Below are 20,419 nucleotides of genomic sequence, written 5' to 3' on the forward strand. Positions count from 1 at the left end.
TTCACTCTTGGTGAAATTGCTTAGAAGCCGCCTCTCTGGCGGAATCCGCCGCCCCGTCCACCCGGGAAATTCATCATACGGGGACCTCTATCCCCCATTTTACCGTTATTGCCACCAAACTTATTCAGGAAGTAGGTGAAGCTGATCATGAAATATTGCTGCAGCACATTGCTTTGTGTGTCCTGGATATAATTATCGGAAACGGAACGCGATACGCTGATATACTGTTTCAGTAAATCAAATCCCTGCACTTTAATCAATCCCTGCTTTTTAGGGAATACATACTTCGATACATTGGCGTTCCACATTGTAGAAGTCAGGTTATATCCTGCCTGTCGGCCGCGGCTCATGGTACAGGTCACATCGGTACCTATCATAAAGCCCAGCGGCAGGTTGATGTTGAAGTCGGTGTTGATGTTATAATCCAGGTAGCGGGTATCGCTTAGCGTGGACGCTGTTTTCTGCGTATAGCCGGTGGCGTTATAGTTTACACTGCCGCCCAGCGATACATCGAACAATTCCTTATACATATAGTTTACGTTGGCCGACTGCGACAACTGTAATGTATTGGTATAGCTGATCACGTTGTTGCTGGCAACTACATCGCGGCTGTAGCTCACGGTAGTTCCGGTGTTTAGGTTCTGTCCGGGTGTTTTCGACAGCGGAATAGAATTATGCACCATTCCCCTTACGTTAAAATAGCCGTTAACGTTAATAGGCTTTACGGTCTGTTTCCCTGTTTTAGGATCTAACGTGGTAGCGTTGATAATCCTGTTTACTGCATATGATCCGCTCAGAGACGCAAACATACCCCGGAAAGTAATATTGTTGAACTGGTTATAGTTAACATTGAGAGAGTTGTTGAAAGTTGGCTTCAGATCGGGATTTCCCAGTTGTACATACAACGGGTTACTGTTGTCTGGCACCGGCGCCAGCTGCTGAACAGAGGGTTGCTGGGTGCTTCCATTATAGTTGATCCGTAACCGCTTGTTTTTTGCAAACATATAGTTGAAAGACGCCTGGGGAGAGAAGTTGACGGTATGCTGCCTGATCAGGCTATCCTTGCCGGTGCGGAAGGAATGTGTCATATTATCCAGGTTGTTGAACAATACATTTAGCCCAAATGAATAATCATATTTTAGCTTGTTGGTACGAAGCGACAGACCCGCCTGCTGATTCACCGTATTATTGGTGAAAGCGTTGCTGAGGGAGTCATTCAGGATATTATAATCGCCTTTGCCTTCATCATAATCATACGTATATTTTGTACTCTTACTGTTGTATTTCGTGATACCGTAATTGGCTTCTACATAGCGGTCTTTTCCCACGGGCTCTGTATAGGTAACATTTACGCCTTCATTCCAGCTGTCGGTATTGATGTCATTGCGTTGGTTAAACGTTACTACGCTATCCGGGTTGAAGTAAGTGATGCTCGATTTATTGAAATTCTGCTGTTGATTATTGCTGTTGCTATAGCTGAAATTGGCGCTGAGTGTACGGCCCACCTTTTTAAATTTTTTACGGAAAAGCAGTGATCCGCCTATATTCTGGTTATTGCCTTGTCCGTCGTTATAGGTAATTCCCTTGTTGATGGTATCGTTTAAATTGTTGAGTAACGATACGTTTTGTGTAACACTGTAGCTATTCCCGTTGGTAAGCGAATAGGCAGGTGAAAAGATCAGGGAATGGAGGCTGTCGATGGTATATTCCACGCGGGCAGAGAAGCGGTTATTGCTATTGTCTGTCAGCGAGGAAGAGTTGTTGTTGTCGTAGTTGGTATTAGGATTTTTCAACGAATCGACGGTAAATGTTTGCCTGGCTGTTTTCTGCTCTACGTTCAGCTTGGTATCATTAAAGAAGTAGCTACCATTTACGACCAGGTTTTTGCCAAAGTCCTGGTTGAAGTTAAGTCCGGTGTTCCAGTTGCGGGTAATACCGGCATTATTGCTGCTACCGCCCAGGCCTTGTACCATCATACGCATCCCTCCGCCTCCGCGGCCTCCTCCACGGCCCCCGCCACCGCCGGCAGAGCTGAAGCTCATCTGATCCTGTTGGGTATACCCCATGTTGTTAACGTTGTTGCCGCCGCCCAATAGCGACAGCTGCTGATTTTCCCGGAAGCGGTTTAAGCTGAGGGAAACGCCGAAGCGGTCGTCGGTACCATAGCCTGCGGTGGCGCGGCCAAACATACCTTTCTTCTTATCCTTTTTGATTGTGATGTTGATCGTTTTCTCCGTTTGCCCGTCATCGATGCCGGTAAACTGTGCCTGGTCGGTCTTTTTATCGATCAGCTGAACTTTGTCGATGATATTGGCGGGCAGGTTTTTGGTAGCCAGTTTGGGATCGCTGCCGAAGAATGGTTTACCATCTACCAGTACTTTGGTGACGGTTTCCCCTTGTGCGGTGATAGCGCCGTCTTTATCTACTGTAACGCCGGGTAGCTTTTTCAGCAAGTCTTCTACCACTGCATTTTCGCGGGTTTTGAAGGCATCGGCATTAAATTCGAGCGTATCTTTTTTCACTACAATAGGCGGCTTCTCATCTACTATTTCTACGGTATTCAGATTTACGCCTTTGCGTACGATGGGTATATTTCCCAGCGTAAGTTGTTGATGGTCGGTATTGATCTGTATCAATTTGTTAACGGGCTTATAGCCGAGGAAGCTTACGTACAGGCGGTATGTGCCATTGGGGATATTGGTGATTTCAAAGTTTCCTTTGGTATCTGTCATTGAGGTACTGGCAACACTGGAGTCTTTTGCATTTAACAGTACAACGGTTGCGGCGGGCATAGCTTCCCTGGAAGTAGAATCAGTTAGTTGGCCTTTAATCTTTCCTTGTTGCGACTGAGCATGGGCATGAAGAATGCCCAAACTCAGTATCAACAAGAGTTGTAGAAGTTTTTTCATAAATGATATTAACAGGACGGGAGTAAGTTAGGATGAAAATTTACAATTGTGGTTGCCGCTTACGTAATTTCTCCATCTCTTGTCTCCTGATATTTCTCATCTGTTCCTGGCTTACCTTTTCAGCACCAGCGGGAACACCCAAGTCGGTGTCTGTAATGGGTTTCAGGCTAATGTTTTTTGCTGTAAATGCCCGTCTGCTGCCTTCGGCAGATAAAACCACTGCATTACTATCGGGCAATAAACCGTTTATTGGAGAGAACGCAAATGGCAGTTCGGTGGTATACCAAACGGTGTAGGTATCGTCTTTTAGCTGGATAGTGGCCTTTTTACAGGTATAGCCGGCTATCTTTTTTGTTTTGTCGGTGGATTTGTTATTAGCGGTATAGATAAAATCTTCTTCGGTATAATATGTTTTCTTATCATCTCCCAAGGTGGTAAACACCTGGTCGTATTTTTTGTTGGCCAGGTCTACGTATTGGGCATTGTTGCCGCGGAAGCCCATACCTCCGCCCATGCCTGGTCTGCGGAAATTGCGGGAGCTGGTATCCCCCTCCGGGCGCCGTCTGCCAGCGCCGCCGAAGTCGGGCCGTTCGGTGGTAAGTTTACCGAGATTGTTGTTAAAAGTAAAGGTTTGTTTAAAGGTAATGACATCGGGGATTTGGGGGGCTTCGTCGCCGTCCCCGCCACCGCGCTGAAAGCCACGCATGCGTTCAGGGTCTGTTTTTGCGGTTACTTCGTATTCAATCGTGCCTGATTGCTGTGCCAATACGGGGCTGGCGGCAGATAGCAGCGTAGCTGCAAAGAGTAAACGGATAGTTTGGTTCATACCTGGTTTTTTTTGTACTACAAAAGTGCTCGTTCGCTTTCATTTTTTAGGTTAAAAAGCTTTATTTACTGTTATTTACTGTTAAGGTCCATGGGCAAGCGTTAATCTTCCTTATTTACTGTTAATTACTGTTAAGGAGTTGACGGGAATTAGGCCGCGATTGGATAGTTTTGTAAGGAGCTTAAAAATTTTCATGCGACAAAGAATCAGAAATATCCTCATCCTTATGTCTGTTTGTATACTGGGCATATTTCTGTTCCAGGGATACTGGTTGTATAACTCCTACAAACTAAGGGAAGAGCAGTTCAATAAAGAGATCAACGAATCGCTGAGAATGGCGGTGTTTAACAAGCAGTTTTCTGATGTACGCCGCTATATCCGGTATTTTGGCAAGGATAAAGATTCACTGAATTCGCCGATGCGGGGTGTAGCCGAGCAATTGGAGGAAATAGGCATGCCCAGGGGTAAGCGGTTTAAAGGCCACGCCTTTTATCCGGGTCCTCCCCCTCCCCCCGAAGCCTTCCGCGGCGATTCTAATGTGCGGGTGTACGCCGATACGCTAGCCCGGCAGATTTCTGAGATCCTCATTACCAGCAACTTACATGATGATAGTACCAACATGAAGAAGCTGGATTCAGTATTCAGGGTGGAGCTGGCCAACCGGCAAATCGCGACGCCCTATAAGCTGGATACCTTCCACTACAGCTTTACCGGGTTGGGCCGGGAAACCTTCAGGGACAGTATCCGGCGCCGGGAGCCCAGGCAAACAGCTAAAATCCCTTTTAATCCCGCCAGTAACCTGTTTGTTCAGGCTACATTCGACTCTCCCCTGCAGTTTATATTACAGAAGATGATCTGGACCCTGCTCTCCTCCCTGGTGCTGCTGGTGCTGACAACGCTCTGTTTTACCTACATGCTGAGAACCATCCTTAAACAAAAGAAGTTATCTGAGGTAAAGAATGATTTCATCAACAACATGACGCATGAGCTGAAAACCCCGATAGCTACCGTATCTGCGGCAGTAGAGGCCATGCTAAATTTCAATGCATTGAATGATCAGCGTAAAACCCAAACCTATCTCGACATTTCAAAGAATGAGCTGCAACGCCTGTCAGACCTGGTGGAGAAGGTATTGCACATTGCTGCCGAAGAGAAGGAAGATATTGAGCTGTTCCGGGAAGAAACCGACCTGAATGAAATCATAGATAACATCTTATCGAACCACCAGCTGAAAGCAGGGAAACAGCTGCAGTTGCGCTATGACAACAACCTGGCCGGCAAGCTGGTATATGTAGATAAGACGCACCTGGCCAATGCCATCAATAACCTGGTAGATAATGCCATCAAGTATTCGGGGGAACAGGTACAGCTATATATTCAGACCAGCCTGGAAAACGGTATCCTGAAAATCCTGGTGAAAGACAACGGTATCGGCATTCCTAAAGTATACCAGGGGAGTATCTTTGATAAGTTTTTCAGGGTGCCTACCGGCAACCTGCATAATGTGAAAGGGTTTGGCTTAGGACTGAGTTATGTGCAAAAAATAGTGGAAATGCATGAGGGCAGTATCCACGTACAGAGCGAACCGGAGAAAGGCAGTGAGTTCACGATTATTATTCCATCTGCATAGTATTAAAAAGCGATTTATGGCAAAAGTATTATTGATAGAAGATGAAGTACAACTGGGACAAATAGTAAAGGACAGCCTGGAAATACGCGGATTTGAGATGTTGTACGCTGCCGATGGACGGGAAGGACTTCGCTTGTATCAGCAGGAGCATCCCGATGTGGTAGTACTGGATATCATGATGCCCAATATGGATGGATTTAGCGTTACGGCGGAAATCCGTAAACAGGATAAACTCACTCCAATCATCTTCCTGACGGCTAAATCCCAAACGGCCGATGTGGTGAAGGGCTTTGAGCTGGGAGGTAACGATTACCTAAAAAAGCCATTTAGTATGGATGAGCTGATTGTTCGTATTACCGCGTTGCTGAAGCGTTTTGGCGATAATCCCGCAGGCCGTGAACTGGAAGAAGGTGCTGTATCTATAGGGCAATATGTGTTTAATTATACCAAGCAAACCCTGGTCCGCAATAATTCCATCGAGTTTTTGTCGCACCGTGAAGCGGCTATCCTGCGCCGGTTGTATGATAACAAAAACGAAGTAATGGAGCGTAAAGCTGTACTGTTAGATCTCTGGGGGGACGATAATTTCTTTAATGCGCGCAGTATGGACGTTTTTATTACTAAACTTCGCCGGTACCTGAAAGATGATTCCCGGGTACAGATTGTGAATATCCGTGGCGTAGGATACAAGCTTATATTTTAGTGAGGGGTTGTCATAGCAGGAACTACTTCAAATGTGATATATACCCTGGTACCTCTTACTGTATTTTCTTCTCCGGGCAGATCAGTAATTTCAATATCAAACCGGGTGTGGTACAAAGATCTATACAGTGAAGCCCTTTCTATACATATTTCCATCCCCCTGGAATGGTGATTATTTGTTTTCAGTCCATCATGATGATATTGCAGGGCTTGTGCCCGGCCTATACCATTGTCGGTAACTTCACAGGCATAAAGGTTTTGTTGTAATTGTATCCATCTGATATGCAGTTGCCGGTCGTTTGCCTTGTGCATTAGTCCATGCCAGATGGCATTTTCCACAAAAGGTTGTACCAACATGCAGGGAACCGGGAGGGTGGCTGGGGAAATGCGGGAATCTGTTTTGAGGGTATATACAAAACCGTTGTTGGTGCGGAGTTGCTCAAGTCTGAGATACTGGTCCAGCATATCGGTTTCTTCCTGTAAAGAAATGAAGTTTTTATCTGTTAACAGGAGCATTTTCCGGAGCAGTATCGCAAAACCGGAAATGTATTCCTGCGCGAGGGAGGTTTCGCCGGTCATCAGCGCAGTATAAATGCCATTGAGGCAATTGAATGCGAAATGAGGATTTACCTGTGATTTGAGGCCGGATAATTTGAGTTCCGATAACTGGTGGCGCAGCAGTTGCAGTTCATTTTCCTGTTGATTGATATGATGGGCAGCGGCAGCTGCATTATTTTTAAGGAGCAGGTGCCGGGAGCGGTAGCGCAAGAAAAGGAGAAAGCAAAATGCCAACACTGTTGCTGCCAGCAACAACGTAGTAATGTTTGTGGTTATTGGCATAAAGTTCTTCAATTTGCTTATGGAATTTACGCCTTTTCCGGGAAAATAAGCGTTGTATCTAAACACGGGAGAATCGCTTATCTTTGTCGTTTATGGAACAGTTAGTACAGCAAATAGCAGCCTACAAAGATGAAATAGCGGCTTTTACGCCTGCGGGCGCAGCGGATCTGGAACAGTACCGCATAAAATTCCTGGGTACAAAAGGTATCGTGAAAGCTCTTTTCGGGGAGATGAAGCAGGTACCGAATGACCGTAAGAAAGAATTTGGCCAGATATTAAACGAATTTAAGCAACTCGCGGAATCCCGCTATGAGCAGTTCAGTGATCTGAAAGAAGCTGCCGGCGCGGATCAGGGCGATACAGACTATACGTTGCCAGCGGCGCCTCACCGGCTCGGTACCAGGCATCCTATCAGCCTGGTACGGAATAAAATCATCCGGATTTTTGAGCGGCTTGGTTTTACCATTGCTGAAGGACCGGAAATTGAAGATGACTGGCACAATTTTACCGCGCTTAATTTGCCGGAGAACCACCCGGCCCGCGATATGCAGGATACTTTTTTCATCAGCAAGGATCCTGACTGGTTGTTGCGTACCCAAACCTCTTCCGCCCAGGTAAGGATTATGGAAGAAGGAAAGCTCCCCATCCGTATTATCAGCCCGGGAAGAGTATATCGTAATGAAACGATTTCTGCCCGTGCACACTGCTTCTTTCACCAGGTAGAAGGATTGTATATAGACGAAAATGTTTCTTTTGCGGATCTGAAACAAACATTGTATCACTTTGTACAGGAAATGTTTGGTGAAAATACCGGTATCCGTTTCCGTCCTTCCTACTTCCCGTTCACAGAGCCCAGCGCTGAAATGGACATTGTATGCTTCATTTGTGGTGGTACGGGTTGCCCGGTATGTAAACAAACCGGCTGGGTAGAAATTCTCGGCTGCGGGATGGTACATCCAAAAGTGCTGGCCAACTGTGGTATTGACCCTGAGAAGTATACCGGCTTTGCTTTCGGCATGGGGATAGAGCGCATTACTATGCTGAAATACCAGATTAAAGACTTACGCCTGTTTTCTGAGAACGATACCCGTTTCCTGGAACAGTTTGAAGGAGCGATATAGCTTTTAATAACCAGGCAACATGCAAAAAGGGGAAAACGCCAGGCAATTGTGGTAGATGATAAGGATAAAATTATGATCTGAAACAATGGCCTTGCGTTTTCCCCTTTCTGCTTGCCAGAAAATCTTCCGATGTGATTCAATCTATTGTAGTATGCGGCGCCGGCACTATGGGCGCCGGGATAGCGCAGATAGCAGCCTATAGCGGATTTAATACGGTATTGTTTGATATACAGCAGGAAGGACTTAACAAAGCCAGGGTGCAGATAGAAAAGAGTCTGAATACTGCAGTGGAAAAAGGAAAGCTGGCGGAAGCAGATAAGCAGGAAGTGTTACAGCATATCCGTTTTACTACCGATATGGAAGACTGTGTAGCCGATGTGATTATTGAGGCTATCGTAGAAAAGGTTGCTGCGAAAACCACATTGTTTAACCAGTTGGCGGCCATTAATACTCCAGATACTATCTTCGCTACTAATACCTCTTCCCTGTCAATTTCCGAAATAGCAGAAACAGTAAGTCATCCATCCCGGGTAGTGGGCATGCATTTTTTTAACCCAGCCCACCTGATGAAGCTGGTGGAAGTAGTGAGTGGAAAACACACTGCACCGGAAATAGCCAACACGGTATTTGAATTGGTTCGTAAAATGGGTAAGGTGCCGGTTAGCGTAAAAGATACGCCGGGCTTTATTGTAAACAGGGTAGCCAGGCTTTATTACCTGGAGTCGATGCACCTGGCCGAGCAGGGACTGGCAGATTTCAGCACTATTGATCAGTTGCTGGAAAGTGCCGGCTTTAAAATGGGACCTTTTGCGTTAATGGACCTGATCGGCAATGATGTAAACCTGGCTGTTACACAATCACTTTACGACGCTTTTCACCATGCGCCCCGCTTTAAACCTAATGTGCTGCAGGAGCAAAGAGTAAAGGATGGTAAGCTGGGACGCAAAACAGGATTGGGTTTTTACAGGTACGAACAATAGTTTGTTTTAGTATTTTTGGTCCTCTTTAGTAATAGAATATAATCTTCATGATTTTAGTTACCGGTGGTACAGGTTTTTTAGGTAGTTATTTAATTCGGGCATTAGTGGCAGAGGGGAAACCTGTCAGGGCTTTGTACCGGCAACAACCTTCTCCGCGGTTGCAGGATCTTTCCGGCAAGATAGAATGGGTACAGGGCGATATACTGGATGTATGTTCACTGGAAGATGCTATGGCAGACGTTAGCCAGGTATATCACTGTGCGGCGGTGGTATCCTTTCAGGCGGGAGATAAAGGCCGGTTGATGAAGATTAACGTAGAAGGTACGGCCAACGTAGTAAATATGGCGTTGGATGCCGGCGTTAAAAAGTTACTGTATGTAAGTTCTGTGGCTGCGATTGGAAGAGCAAAGGAAAGGGTTGCGGTGAATGAAGATTGTGAATGGGAAGACAGTAAAAACAATTCCCGTTACAGCGTCAGCAAGTTCCAGGGGGAAATGGAAATATGGAGAGGTATTGCAGAGGGATTGGACGCGGTGATCGTAAATCCGTCGATTATCCTGGGTGCGGGTTTCTGGAACGATGGTTCGGGAGCGCTCTTGAAGAATGCCTGGAAAGAATTTCCTTACTATACCGGAGGCGTAAATGGTTTTGTAGATGTAGAAGATGTGGTGGAGGCAATGATACGGTTAATGGACAGTAATATCAGTGGCGAACGGTTTATTCTTTCCGCCGATAACTGGAGTTACCAGCAATTATTTACCACTATGGCCAGCGCATTGGGAAAGAAGCCGCCTCATATAGCTGCCAGGCCCTGGATGGCCGAGGTGGTATGGCGGATCGAGAAGATAAAGGGAATGCTTACGGGAAAGCATCCGCTAGTTACCAAAGAAACGGCGCGTACCGCCCAAATGAAGGTGTATTATGAAAACAAGAAGGTATTAGATGCGTTGCCGGGGTTTCAGTTCCGACCACTGGAAGATACCATTCAACATATTGCCACCGCTTTTTTACAGGAGCGCTCCGTTGCTCAGTAACTTTATTGGAACAGGAAGGCGGCAATAGCAGCGGCCAGGGTTTTAGACATTTCTGTTCCCGCATCCGGGCTTACCCATACCCGGGGTTTATCGCCAGGAATGACAGCCGCCACGGGTTGTCCGCGATATTGGAATTCATAACATATATTTTCGTACGAATTTACCTTTCCGAAGCGGTTATGGGCGGTAATGCGTATATCCGTATCGGTACACCGGAGGATACCTACTGGTTTATTATCGTTTAGTTCCAGGTAATGAGGCGCTTTAACAATCATTTCCCAGCGTTTTAAAGGCTCATTTTTGGTGCCGTTGATCAGGACATAGCGAAGATCGGTGCTACCCGGTAAACTGTTAAGCCAGCCCGGCAAATTGCGGTTGCTGAAGGAAATGGCTGATGCGTTCATGGTTTGTACCAGGAGGTGTTCGCCATTACCGTTCAGGTAAAAATTAAAAGCATTTTTCGGGTCTTTGATGAAGGTTGCTTCCGCTACTCCGTTTTTCCGGGAGGTGGTGGAATAAAGTCCAAAAGAGATGGTTTTAGCCGTCAGCCAGCCATCTTTTATTTTGGTAGCCCATTCCTGGTCGTTGGTGTATAGTGAAGAGGTAGTTTGGGCTTTTTTGGTGGTGGTGCAGCTCCAAAGCAGCAAGGGGATAAAAACAGCGAGTAATTGCTTCATGAAATGGGTGGTTTAAATTTTTGCGGGTCAATTTTACGGAGATTTGTTTATCTGCATCGCCGCAGATAAACAAATCTCCGCAGAGGGCTTACCGGATATCTTTTACTTTTTCCCAGATTTCGGGAATGCGTTTGACCCAGCTGATTTCTTTCCTTTTTTCACGGGCGTCAATTGCCGGGGAGCCAAAATATACTTTACCGCCCTCCAGGGAAGAAGGTACACCGCTTTGGGCCATTACAACAGCTCCTTTTCCGATGGTGAGATCTTTATTCACACCTGCCTGTCCCCAAAGGATCACATTGTCTTCAATTTTGGCTTTACCAGCAATACCTACCTGGGCAGCGATCAGGCAGTTTCTGCCAACTACGGTGCCATGTCCGATGTGGATCATATTATCCAGCTTGGTACCGCGACCAATGATGGTGTCGCCACTTACGCCTTTGTCGATGGTACAGCCGGCGCCTATTTCTACATCGTCTTCCAGGATAACTCTGCCGCAGCTTTCCAGTTTGTCGTAGATCACTTCCCTGTCGGCTCTTTTCTTGAAGTAAAATGCATCGGCGCCCAGCACTGTTCCTGCGTGGATAATTACGTTGTCGCCGATAACAGCATGGTCGTAGATGGTTACATTGGGGTGTATAAGACAGTTACGCCCTATGCGCACGTGGTTACCGATAAACACATTGGGCTGAATAATGGTGCCCTCTCCTATCACCGCTGTATCGCTGATGGCTTTGGTAGCCGGTTCAAATGGTCTGAATCTTTTCACCAGTTTTACATAGGCACTGAACGGGTCGTCTAATACCAAAAGTGCTTTCCCTTCCGGGCACTCTACCTTCTTGTTGATGATGATGATGGTAGCTGCTGATTGTAAGCTGGCGTTATAGTATTTTTCAAAGTCAACGAAGGAGATATCTCCCGGTGTTACCTTGTGTATTTCGTTGAGACCAGCAGCCATCAATTGGTTATTGCCAACCAGCTCTGCGCCTATATATGCTGCTATTTCAGTTACTGCAACAGGTGCTTCGAACTTCATATACTCTGAATTATTGAATAATGTTAAAGAGCAACAAAGGTAGTAAATCAGCAATTGCTTCCATCAAAATATGGGGGGATGACGACGATAAAAGAGGTGTTTTTGACAACTGTTATCCACAATTATTTTAGTAGTGTGAATAAAATTTTTTGTAAATTTTTTCTTTTGTGATGAAATTCTTTTTAATATTGTGTAGGGAATTTTGTTTCCCTGTACTTACTAACCCATTCACATAATAAGAAAGTCTGATTGTTAAAGCAGTCAGACTTTTTTTATTGCCTTTAAAAGCCGCACGAATAAAGCATTACAGCGGATCGTTATTTTCTCTCACATAAAATGATCCTCTTTTTATCGTTACTTTTTTACCATTTCCCAGGGATGAAACCCGAGATATCGTTGTTGGTTAATTTTATGTTTTTGGGAGGATTTCACCCCCTTCAGGGGAAAAATGTACCGGGAACGGTCAAATATTTTTATCATCATAACGGGTGTTTTGTTGTTTGAAAAATAGCTGAATGACGCAGGTGTCGTTTTACTTCAAATATTTTCAGTTTTATACCACTCCGCACCCAGTTATGAAGATGCATATCAGTATGGAATCAAGATCACTATATTGCTTTGCTAAATAATTGTGAATGTGGTACTTGTCGCCACAGCCGGGCGTCGAAAGCCATGCATATATTGCGTATAAACGGCTTTCCTTTGGCGGTTACCTGTACCTTTTGAGGTGTTACCAATACCAGTTCGTCGCGTTCCAGTTCCTGCAATCTTTGCAGGCCATCTATTACGGCGTCGCATTGTGTGTCTTCCCGGCGCCAGGTGGTTTCAAAGTGGCACATCAGGTTGTGAATATGCCTCCTCAGGAGCAGGTCTTCGCTGCTCAGTATATGTCCGCGTACTATTGGAAACTCGCCTTTGTTAACCAGTTCCTGGTAGGCGTTTACCTGCTTCTCATTTTGTACATACGCGTACCAGTTATCTCCAATGGAAGAGGCGCCCAGGCCTATCAGCAGCGACGTATGAGAAACGGTATATCCCATGAAGTTACGATGCAGTTTTCCCTGTTCAAAAGCTTTGTGCAGGGCTTCGCCTGGCAGGGCAAAATGGTCCATTCCTATCTCTGTATATCCGCTGCTGTCGAAAAGCAACTTGCCCAGTTCATACAGCTGGCGTTTTTCTTCATCTTTGGGCAAATCTTCTTCTGTATATCTACGCTGACCGGTTCCCTTAATCCAGGGTACGTGTGCATAGCTGTAGAAAGAGATCCTGTCGGGCCGTAGCCGCACCACCTTATCGATGGTGTGCTGCATGCTTATAAGGGTCTGTAATGGCAAACCATAAATAAGGTCGAAGTTGATGGAGGTGAAACCGATCTTCCTGGCGTTCTCTACTACAGAGGCTACCATGCCGAACGGTTGCAAGCGGTTAATGATTTCCTGTACCCGCATATCGAAGTCCTGGATGCCCAGGCTGATTCTGCGAAATCCCAGGTTGTATAACGATTGTAAATGTTCCGGCGTGGTATTGCCCGGGTGTCCTTCAAAGCTCAGACAGGCATCGGGTAGCAGTTCGGCCTGGCTATAAATGCCGTTCAGCAGCGTGGTTAAATGGTTGGCACTAAAGAAGGTGGGTGTACCACCTCCGAGGTGTATCTCCCGGATGCGGGGCTTGCTGCCAAAGGTATTTACATACAGTTGCCATTCCTTCAACAGCGCTTCGATATAAGGGCCTTCCACTGCATGGTTTACCGTGATGTATTTATTACAGCCACAATAGGTGCACAGGCTTTCACAGAATGGCAGGTGGATGTAAATGCTGATGCCGTCCCGGTGGTTAGACTCCAGGAAAGATTTTTTCAGCAATGCTTTCCATTTGTCGGGGTCAAAGCTGCTTTCTTCCCAGTAAGGAACAGTTGGATAGCTGGTATATCGTGGTGCGGCTACATTATATTTAGTGATGAGGCTCATGATAGCTTAAGATTTATGACAACAATTATGAACAACATGTTCGGTACCGGCAGACATGGAGGGACTGATGTAAGGGATGCCCAGGTTCAGGCCACGAAGGATCAGCAGTACTCCCATGATACTGATAACCACGGGGATCAGGCTACGCATGCGATTACGTACAGAGAGCGTAACGAGGTGACTGAACCAGGTAACGCCTGCCATTGCCGGAAGGGTGCCTGCTCCAAAAGCCGCCATAAACAATGCTCCCTGTAATACTCCGCCGGTAGCGATAGCGCCGGCTATAGCCAGGTACACTAACCCGCATGGCAGGAGTCCGTTCAAAAAGCCGATGGCAAATAACGTCCGGAAGCGCTGCTGCCGGAGTAGGGTACCCAGGGCAGATTTTATTTTGCTGGTAAATATGGTAGGAAGCGCACCTCCTTTCCTCCACCCGGTACGGGTATATTTTACGACAACCGCCAGTAACAAAACAATACCGGTAATAACAGACAACCATTGTTGCAAACCACCGAGATACAGCTGTTTACCCAGCCAACCGAAAATGATGCCCAGTAACGCATAGGCAGTAATGCGGCCGGTGTTGTACAGGAGCATGCCTGCCAACTTTTTCCAGCCAGTCAGATGCTGTATAGGTAAAGTAAGGGCAATAGGCCCGCACATCCCTATACAGTGAAAACTGCCAACGAAACCCAACATAAAAGAGGCGATCATAATGTTAGTTTTTAGCGGAATGATTAGTAGATATGCACGGGTGTTTCCTGGTAAAAAGGCTGGTTGTTCATGGTCCACTGCACTTTTACCTGGTATTGCCCTTTGCTGAACAGCTGTTTCCTGATCAACTGATGTCCAGATGGATCGGGTTGGAGGGCTAACTGGATATCTTTACGGGAATCTGAAGGCCGGTAAAAGGTAAGTTTACCGGTTAATGCTTTGCCTTGCAGTTCGGGCGGAAAGGTGATCATTATCCCTTCTTCAGGTTGTGCAATAGTAATGGGAGCAGACAGCCTGCCGGCATTTTGCTTACCGTCAATTATCTGCTGATATTTCAGTTCTTCGCCATAGTAATCAGGCGTTACCATATCTACCCTGGTGCGCATGCTTTTGGTAACCAATGTGAGGATGCCGGCAGCAAACACTACAAATACAATGATAATCTTGTGTCCCCAGTTCATGATAATCAGTTTAATCGGTTTATATAGCGCCGTTTATTGTACCGGTCCCAGGAAGGTGGTGCGTAAACGGGTAATTCTTTCATTATTTTCATACAGGCCGATATAAAGGGTCGACTTACGTTTATGCACAGCTGTTTTGGGTAGTACCACAAAGAAGGTCCCTTCTCCCTGCCCTTCTGCTTTTACATGGATCAGGGTATTCCCCGCCATGGATATAACGCCGGCTTCATCTTCCAATCGTAATTCCAGCGGAATGTCTTTCGTTGTTTTATTAATGAGTTTAATGCGGTAGAGGTTTGTGAGGCTATCAGTGCCTCTTTCCTGGTACAGCATCCCGGCGGTACGCATGATAGTGCCACTTACCGGTTTGCGGCTTCCCAGCATAGCGCCAATGGCGATGAGGAGCAACGTCAGTACAGAGGTGTATACCCGCAGCCGGGGGGTAAAGCGCAGTTTTTTCTTTTGTGCAATGCCATTTTCAGAGGCATAGCGTATGAGCCCTTTTGGCCGGCCGGTTTGCTCCATCATGAAGTCACAGGCATCTATACAGGCGGTACAGTTCACACATTCGAGCTGGGTACCGTTCCGTATATCTATCCCCGTGGGACAAACCTTTACGCATTGCATACAGTCTATGCAGTCGCCCAGTGCCCGGGAGGCGTCTTTACGGAACTTTCCGCGGGGTTCTCCCCGCTCATAATCGTAGGCTACCAGTATGGAGTCTTTATCGAGTAAAACGCCCTGTAAACGGCCATAAGGGCAAACAATAGTGCATATCTGTTCCCTCATAAAGGCAAACACGCCGTAGAATACGCCCGAAAATACCAGGATGGCTATGAAGCCCCCGGCATGCGCTGATAAAGGCTCGGTGATAATATGCCCCAGGGCTTTAGCCCCGATAATATAGGCCAGGAAGATGTTGGCAATCAGGAAAGATAATGCGTAAAAGGCCAGGTGTTTTCCCGTTTTGCGAATAATTTTATTGGTATTCCAGGGCGCTTGTTGCAGCAGTTTTTGTGCTGCCGCATCCCCTTCTATCCAGTACTCCAGCCTGCGGAACAACATTTCCATGAAGATAGTCTGAGGGCACATCCATCCGCAGAAAAGCCGCCCGAAAGCCATGGTAAATACAACAATAAAGAGGATAAAAGCCATCATTGCCAGCCCAAAGATGAAGAAGTCCTGTGGCCAGAAGATAGCGCCAAACAGGATAAACTTCCCTTCTATCACATTCAGCATAAATAGGGGTCTGCCATTTATGGAAATAAACGGCAGGCTGAAAAAAACACTAAAATAAAAGAGGCTCACCAGACTGCGGATATTGTACCAGCGTCCTTTGGGCTGTTTGGCAAATATCCAGTTGCGTTTGCCTTGCTTATCAACTGTGGCTATAGAATCTCTGAATGTATGGTCGCTCATGATATAATACTTTATCCCGGTAAACAGTCCTACTCTTTTTGCCCCTGTGGTTCCTTGCCATTGGGTGGATTACTACCGTGTATTGATTTGATGAAGCTGGCCAGTTGTGCCAGTTGTTTAGGCGAAAAGTCTTCCTGCCAGGACTTCATCCCTTTGTCGGCAACGCCGTATTTGATAGTTTTAAACACTTCATTGATCTTGCCTCCGTGCAGCCAATAGTCATCCGTAAGGTTGGGCCCTACAACGCCCTGTCCTTGCGGACCATGGCAGGGTGCACAGTTGGAAATAAACATCTTTTGCCCCGCAGTAATATCTCCTGCATCAGTAAGGAGGGTGACATTATTTTCGTCGATCTTGTTGGCCGCTTTTTTCAGGTATTCGGCTTTGCTTTCCGCTGCTTTTGCTTCTGCAGCTGCCAGCTCTTCCAGTTGATTCGGAGCTGAATGGGAAATTTCGGTACGCCAGAAGTATACAATACCAAAGCAGATGGTAAAGGCGAAGCCCCATTTCCACCACGGAGGCGTAGGGTTATTCAGTTCCCGGATGCCATCGAAGTTGTGGCCCATATCCTCGTTTTCTTCTGAGGCGGCGTCCACTGTTTTGGTGTTGTTGAGCTTTTCCATCCAGGACACCTTCGGTTTTCCGGGTACCACTGCTTTCGCTGGTTTGCGCTTGCGTTGAATACCTACCAGGAAACGCAGGAGAAATAAGAGGCTGATGACTACCGCCAACTCCAGTACGATCACAGATACCAGTATATAGAATGAAGTCTGCGACAGATGAGAGAAATAAGGATTAGCTGCAGCCGGCGCAGTAGCCGACGTTTGTGCGAAGGCGGAGCTACTCATGAGTGTCGTCACGACAATACCTATTACCAGCAAGGTTTTTCCGGCATCTTTTTTCATCTTTTCCCTGAAAATATCCATGGCTCCCATTACCGCATTGCCCAGCACGGCGATGGCAAGTAATAGTCCTCCGATTACGACCAGCAATACCAGCGCTACCGGGTCAGATAATTCTGAAGGAGCGTTAGCTCCGCCCTCTGCGAAAGCGGGAATGCTGCATAGTAAGCTGCCGGCCAATAGTTTTATACACTGTTTATTCATCATTATACTTTTATAGAGAATGATCGTCATTATTATCTAATGGAATACGGCTGATATGATCCACCATTTTTTTGTCGGCTTTAAAAGCCCACAGCGAAGCACCCACGAAAAAGGTGAACAACAGCAGTAGCGAAGCCATTGGGTAAACGCTGATGCCGGCTATAGATCCCAGGTAATTAATGAATTTCATGATCTGAAGATTTAAAATGCTGCGTTATCGGTTTGTGCTACGGGTTTGGGCGCTGACTTGATATCTTTCCCCATCCTTTGCAGGTAGGCGATTAAAGCGATAATTTCACGATCCGCCTTGATGGGTAGTTTGTCTTTCTGTAACCTGTCAGCTATTTTCTGTGCCTGTTTGTCCAGTTCTGTGTTGGCATGTACCTCATAACCATCTGCATAAGGAACACCCAGTTTCCGCATTACGCTGATCATAGCAGGCGTTTTACTTTTATCTACCCTTTCTTCAAACAGCCAGGGATAAGCGGGCATGATAGATCCGGGAGACATAGATGTTGGGTCCAGCATGTGGTTAAAGTGCCAGGAGTCGGGATACTTACCGCCGATGCGGGCCAGGTCGGGACCTGTACGTTTGGACCCCCACTGGAAAGGATGGTCATATACAAACTCTCCTGCTTTGGAATATTCGCCATAACGGGCCACTTCATCCCGGAAAGGGCGTATCATCTGGGAGTGGCAGGTGTAACAACCTTCTCTCAGATAGATATCACGGCCATGGAGCTCCAGTGGCGTATATGGTTTTACGCTGCTGATAGTAGGGATATTACTGCGTATCAGGAAAGTAGGCATCATTTCCAGTAAACCGCCTATGGCAACTACTACCAGGCTGAATACCACCAGCTGAATGGGCCGGCGTTCAATCCAGTTGTGCCAGTGGGCTTTACCATGGGTAACGATTACTTTCGGTAGTGCTGGGGCTTCGGCTGCTTCGTTGGCAATGAAAGCGCCCTTGCGGATGGTTTTAGTCAGGTTGACTGCCATCAGGATTACGCCGCTGATGTATAATAATCCTCCTACGGCACGCAGCGCATACATGGGCACGATGGTGGTAACGGTTTCCAGGAACTGGTATTTCAGTTGTCCTTCTTCCGTAAACTGTTTCCACATCATACTTTGTGTAAAGGCGGCCCAGTAAAGCGGGATCACATAGAAGATAATACCCAGCGTACCAATCCAGAAGTGGGTATTGGCCCATTTGCGGGAATGTAAGGCAGTGCCGAACAGGCGTGGAATCAGCCAGTAGAGGATACCAAAAGTGAGGAAGCCATTCCAGCCCAGGGCGCCCACGTGTACGTGTGCAATGGTCCAGTCGGTATAGTGACTGATTGCATTTACATTTTTCAGCGACAGCATTGGGCCTTCAAAAGTGGCCATACCATAGCAGGTCAGTGCTACCACAAAGAATTTCAGGATGGCGTCTTCCCTTACCCGGTCCCATGCACCACGGAGTGTGAGCAACCCGTTGAGCATACCTCCCCAGGACGGAGCTATCAGCATTACGCTGAATGCAGTACCCAGTGACTGTGCCCATTCAGGTAAAGCAGTATATAGCAGGTGGTGCGGGCCGGCCCATATATATATAAATATCAGCGACCAGAAGTGAATGATAGACCAGCGATAAGAATATACTGGTCTGTTGGCTGCTTTGGGAACAAAGTAGTACATGAGTCCCAGGTAAGGCGTGGTCAGGAAAAATGCCACTGCATTATGTCCATACCACCACTGTACCAGCGCATCCTGTACGCCCGCATACCAGCTATAACTCTTGAACAGGGATAAAGGAAATTCGAAGGAATTAATAATATGCAGCATCGCGATAGCTACCCAGGTACCAATATAGAACCAGATAGCTACATAGAGATGAGATTCACGCCTGCGAAGAATAGTGCCCAGCATATTGGCGCCAAATACCAGCCAGATAAGGGTGATGGCGATGTCGAAAGGCCATTCCAGTTCCGCATATTCTTTACCGGTAGTATAACCCAGGAAGAGGGTAAGGGCGCCACCGGCAATGATGGACTGCCATCCCCAGAAGTGGATTTTACTCAGCAGGTCGCTGAACATACGGGCTTTACATAAGCGCTGCAACGAATAATACACACCCATGAAAATGCCATTGCCCACAAAAGCGAAGATGACCGCATTGGTATGTACAGGACGGAGCCTGCCAAAAGTAATGGGTGCAAAACCCGCATTAAGACCGGGGATTACCAGCTCCAGTGCGGCCCACAAACCGGCCAGCATGCCTATCAGTCCCCAGAACACACAAGCATAGGCAAACCATTTCACCGGCCGGTTGTCGTAATAAAATTTTTCGAGTGACATAATGGTATTTAATGGTGTTTATAAATTCGTTTGTTCGTTAACGTTGTCTTTCTTGTCTTCAAAAAGAATGCGGTGAGCGGGAGAAAAATCATCTTCGAATTGTCCGTTTTTAACAGACCAGATAAAGGCGCCGAGGAACCCTAATGCTACCAGTAAACTGACTCCGAGTAAAATGACGATAACGCTCATGGTATAGTTATTTAATGAGAATAAAACGTGTTGTTTCCAATGCCTGCAAGGCATGTAGCTCATTGGCGCCGAAAGAAAATACATCTCCCGTTTCCAGGATGGTTACTTCTTCATTCAGCATAAATGCGATCTTTCCTTCCAGTATCAGTATCATGGCATTGGCGGGAGAAGTATGCGGAGGGATCTGGTATCCCTGCTGCACGATCAGCAGCGTGGCGTCGAAGCGTTTGGTTTTAAGAATAGCACAGCTTTTCACTTTTTCATTCCCCGCCTCCTGCATTACGTTTATACCTTTCATTTGCTAGTTTGTTGATTTCCGGCATGCCTCACCCGCTGCGTGTAAACAGTCATTTTGTTAACTGTTTACACGCCCATTTCATGCGGGCTTGGAATGGGGGTAGCTTAGATTATACTATGTATGTTTCGTGTTATGTCAAAGGTAGTATCACTGTGTAGCAGCGG

At 46.6% G+C, this 20,419-nt stretch carries 19 protein-coding genes; 5 read left to right on the plus strand and 14 right to left on the minus strand.

Annotation, left to right across the window (positions count from 1 at the left end; translation table 11 throughout):
- Window positions 1-20: 20 nt before the first annotated feature.
- Together FHW36_RS03280 and FHW36_RS03285 are read right to left on the minus strand one after the other, a co-directional pair.
- Window positions 21-2,909: a TonB-dependent receptor gene (locus FHW36_RS03280; protein ID WP_145662167.1), complete on the minus strand. Its 2,889-nt coding sequence runs from the start codon at window positions 2,907-2,909 to the stop codon at window positions 21-23.
- Between the two features lie 40 nt (window positions 2,910-2,949).
- Window positions 2,950-3,735 (minus strand): hypothetical protein, encoded by a 786-nt coding sequence (locus FHW36_RS03285; RefSeq protein WP_145662170.1) that lies wholly within the window; start codon window positions 3,733-3,735, stop codon window positions 2,950-2,952.
- 193 nt (window positions 3,736-3,928) lie between these two features.
- Between FHW36_RS03285 and FHW36_RS03290 the strand changes: the two genes are divergently transcribed.
- Entirely contained in the window at window positions 3,929-5,365 is a 1,437-nt protein-coding gene (locus FHW36_RS03290) for a sensor histidine kinase (RefSeq protein ID WP_145662173.1), read from the plus strand.
- A 16-nt stretch (window positions 5,366-5,381) separates the two neighbouring features.
- Window positions 5,382-6,068, plus strand: a complete 687-nt coding sequence (locus FHW36_RS03295; RefSeq protein WP_145662176.1) for a response regulator transcription factor — start codon at window positions 5,382-5,384, stop codon at window positions 6,066-6,068.
- Here the strand turns inward: FHW36_RS03295 and FHW36_RS03300 are convergent.
- Window positions 6,065-6,907, minus strand: coding sequence for a sensor histidine kinase (locus FHW36_RS03300; protein ID WP_145662179.1), 843 nt, complete (start codon window positions 6,905-6,907; stop codon window positions 6,065-6,067). The genes FHW36_RS03295 and FHW36_RS03300 overlap by 4 nt on opposite strands.
- A 92-nt stretch (window positions 6,908-6,999) precedes the next feature.
- Here FHW36_RS03300 and pheS point away from each other — a divergent pair, with 92 nt between their 5' ends.
- From pheS to FHW36_RS03315, 3 genes are all read left to right on the plus strand, one after another.
- On the plus strand, window positions 7,000-8,028 hold the full coding sequence (pheS, locus tag FHW36_RS03305; protein WP_145662182.1) for a phenylalanine--tRNA ligase subunit alpha: 1,029 nt from the start codon (window positions 7,000-7,002) through the stop codon (window positions 8,026-8,028).
- A gap of 131 nt (window positions 8,029-8,159) precedes the next feature.
- Window positions 8,160-9,008: a 3-hydroxyacyl-CoA dehydrogenase family protein gene (locus FHW36_RS03310; protein WP_246121051.1), complete on the plus strand. Its 849-nt coding sequence runs from the start codon at window positions 8,160-8,162 to the stop codon at window positions 9,006-9,008.
- Between the two features lie 47 nt (window positions 9,009-9,055).
- On the plus strand, window positions 9,056-10,042 hold the full coding sequence (locus tag FHW36_RS03315) for an NAD-dependent epimerase/dehydratase family protein (protein ID WP_145662185.1): 987 nt from the start codon (window positions 9,056-9,058) through the stop codon (window positions 10,040-10,042).
- A 2-nt stretch (window positions 10,043-10,044) separates the two neighbouring features.
- Here FHW36_RS03315 and FHW36_RS03320 read toward each other — a convergent pair whose 3' ends face one another.
- From FHW36_RS03320 to FHW36_RS03370, 11 genes are all read right to left on the minus strand, one after another.
- The gene (locus FHW36_RS03320) at window positions 10,045-10,719 is read right to left on the minus strand and encodes a hypothetical protein (protein ID WP_145662187.1); all 675 of its coding nucleotides are present in this window, start codon (window positions 10,717-10,719) and stop codon (window positions 10,045-10,047) included.
- 88 nt (window positions 10,720-10,807) lie between these two features.
- Window positions 10,808-11,755 carry a UDP-3-O-(3-hydroxymyristoyl)glucosamine N-acyltransferase gene (locus FHW36_RS03325; protein ID WP_145662190.1) on the minus strand — a complete coding sequence of 316 codons (948 nt, stop codon included), beginning with the start codon at window positions 11,753-11,755 and terminating at the stop codon, window positions 10,808-10,810.
- Between the two features lie 608 nt (window positions 11,756-12,363).
- Window positions 12,364-13,722: an oxygen-independent coproporphyrinogen III oxidase gene (gene hemN, locus FHW36_RS03330; RefSeq protein WP_145662193.1), complete on the minus strand. Its 1,359-nt coding sequence runs from the start codon at window positions 13,720-13,722 to the stop codon at window positions 12,364-12,366.
- A 6-nt stretch (window positions 13,723-13,728) separates the two neighbouring features.
- On the minus strand, window positions 13,729-14,436 hold the full coding sequence (locus FHW36_RS03335) for a sulfite exporter TauE/SafE family protein (RefSeq protein WP_222428984.1): 708 nt from the start codon (window positions 14,434-14,436) through the stop codon (window positions 13,729-13,731).
- A 23-nt stretch (window positions 14,437-14,459) separates the two neighbouring features.
- Window positions 14,460-14,897: a FixH family protein gene (locus tag FHW36_RS03340; RefSeq protein ID WP_145662196.1), complete on the minus strand. Its 438-nt coding sequence runs from the start codon at window positions 14,895-14,897 to the stop codon at window positions 14,460-14,462.
- 33 nt (window positions 14,898-14,930) lie between these two features.
- Window positions 14,931-16,316, minus strand: coding sequence for a cytochrome c oxidase accessory protein CcoG (gene ccoG / locus FHW36_RS03345; RefSeq protein ID WP_145662198.1), 1,386 nt, complete (start codon window positions 16,314-16,316; stop codon window positions 14,931-14,933).
- Window positions 16,317-16,345: 29 nt separating this feature from the next.
- Window positions 16,346-17,422 (minus strand): cbb3-type cytochrome c oxidase N-terminal domain-containing protein, encoded by a 1,077-nt coding sequence (locus tag FHW36_RS03350; protein WP_186452289.1) that lies wholly within the window; start codon window positions 17,420-17,422, stop codon window positions 16,346-16,348.
- A gap of 10 nt (window positions 17,423-17,432) precedes the next feature.
- Window positions 17,433-17,612: a CcoQ/FixQ family Cbb3-type cytochrome c oxidase assembly chaperone gene (locus tag FHW36_RS03355; protein ID WP_145662204.1), complete on the minus strand. Its 180-nt coding sequence runs from the start codon at window positions 17,610-17,612 to the stop codon at window positions 17,433-17,435.
- A gap of 11 nt (window positions 17,613-17,623) precedes the next feature.
- On the minus strand, window positions 17,624-19,768 hold the full coding sequence (ccoN, locus tag FHW36_RS03360; protein ID WP_145662207.1) for a cytochrome-c oxidase, cbb3-type subunit I: 2,145 nt from the start codon (window positions 19,766-19,768) through the stop codon (window positions 17,624-17,626).
- Window positions 19,769-19,786: 18 nt separating this feature from the next.
- Window positions 19,787-19,957, minus strand: coding sequence for a cbb3-type cytochrome oxidase assembly protein CcoS (gene ccoS, locus FHW36_RS03365; RefSeq protein WP_145662210.1), 171 nt, complete (start codon window positions 19,955-19,957; stop codon window positions 19,787-19,789).
- 7 nt (window positions 19,958-19,964) lie between these two features.
- On the minus strand, window positions 19,965-20,255 hold the full coding sequence (locus FHW36_RS03370) for a cupin domain-containing protein (protein WP_145662213.1): 291 nt from the start codon (window positions 20,253-20,255) through the stop codon (window positions 19,965-19,967).
- Window positions 20,256-20,419 lie beyond the last annotated feature (164 nt).

It is taken from the genome of Chitinophaga polysaccharea (assembly GCF_007829335.1).
GTDB classification, from domain to species: domain Bacteria; phylum Bacteroidota; class Bacteroidia; order Chitinophagales; family Chitinophagaceae; genus Chitinophaga; species Chitinophaga polysaccharea_B.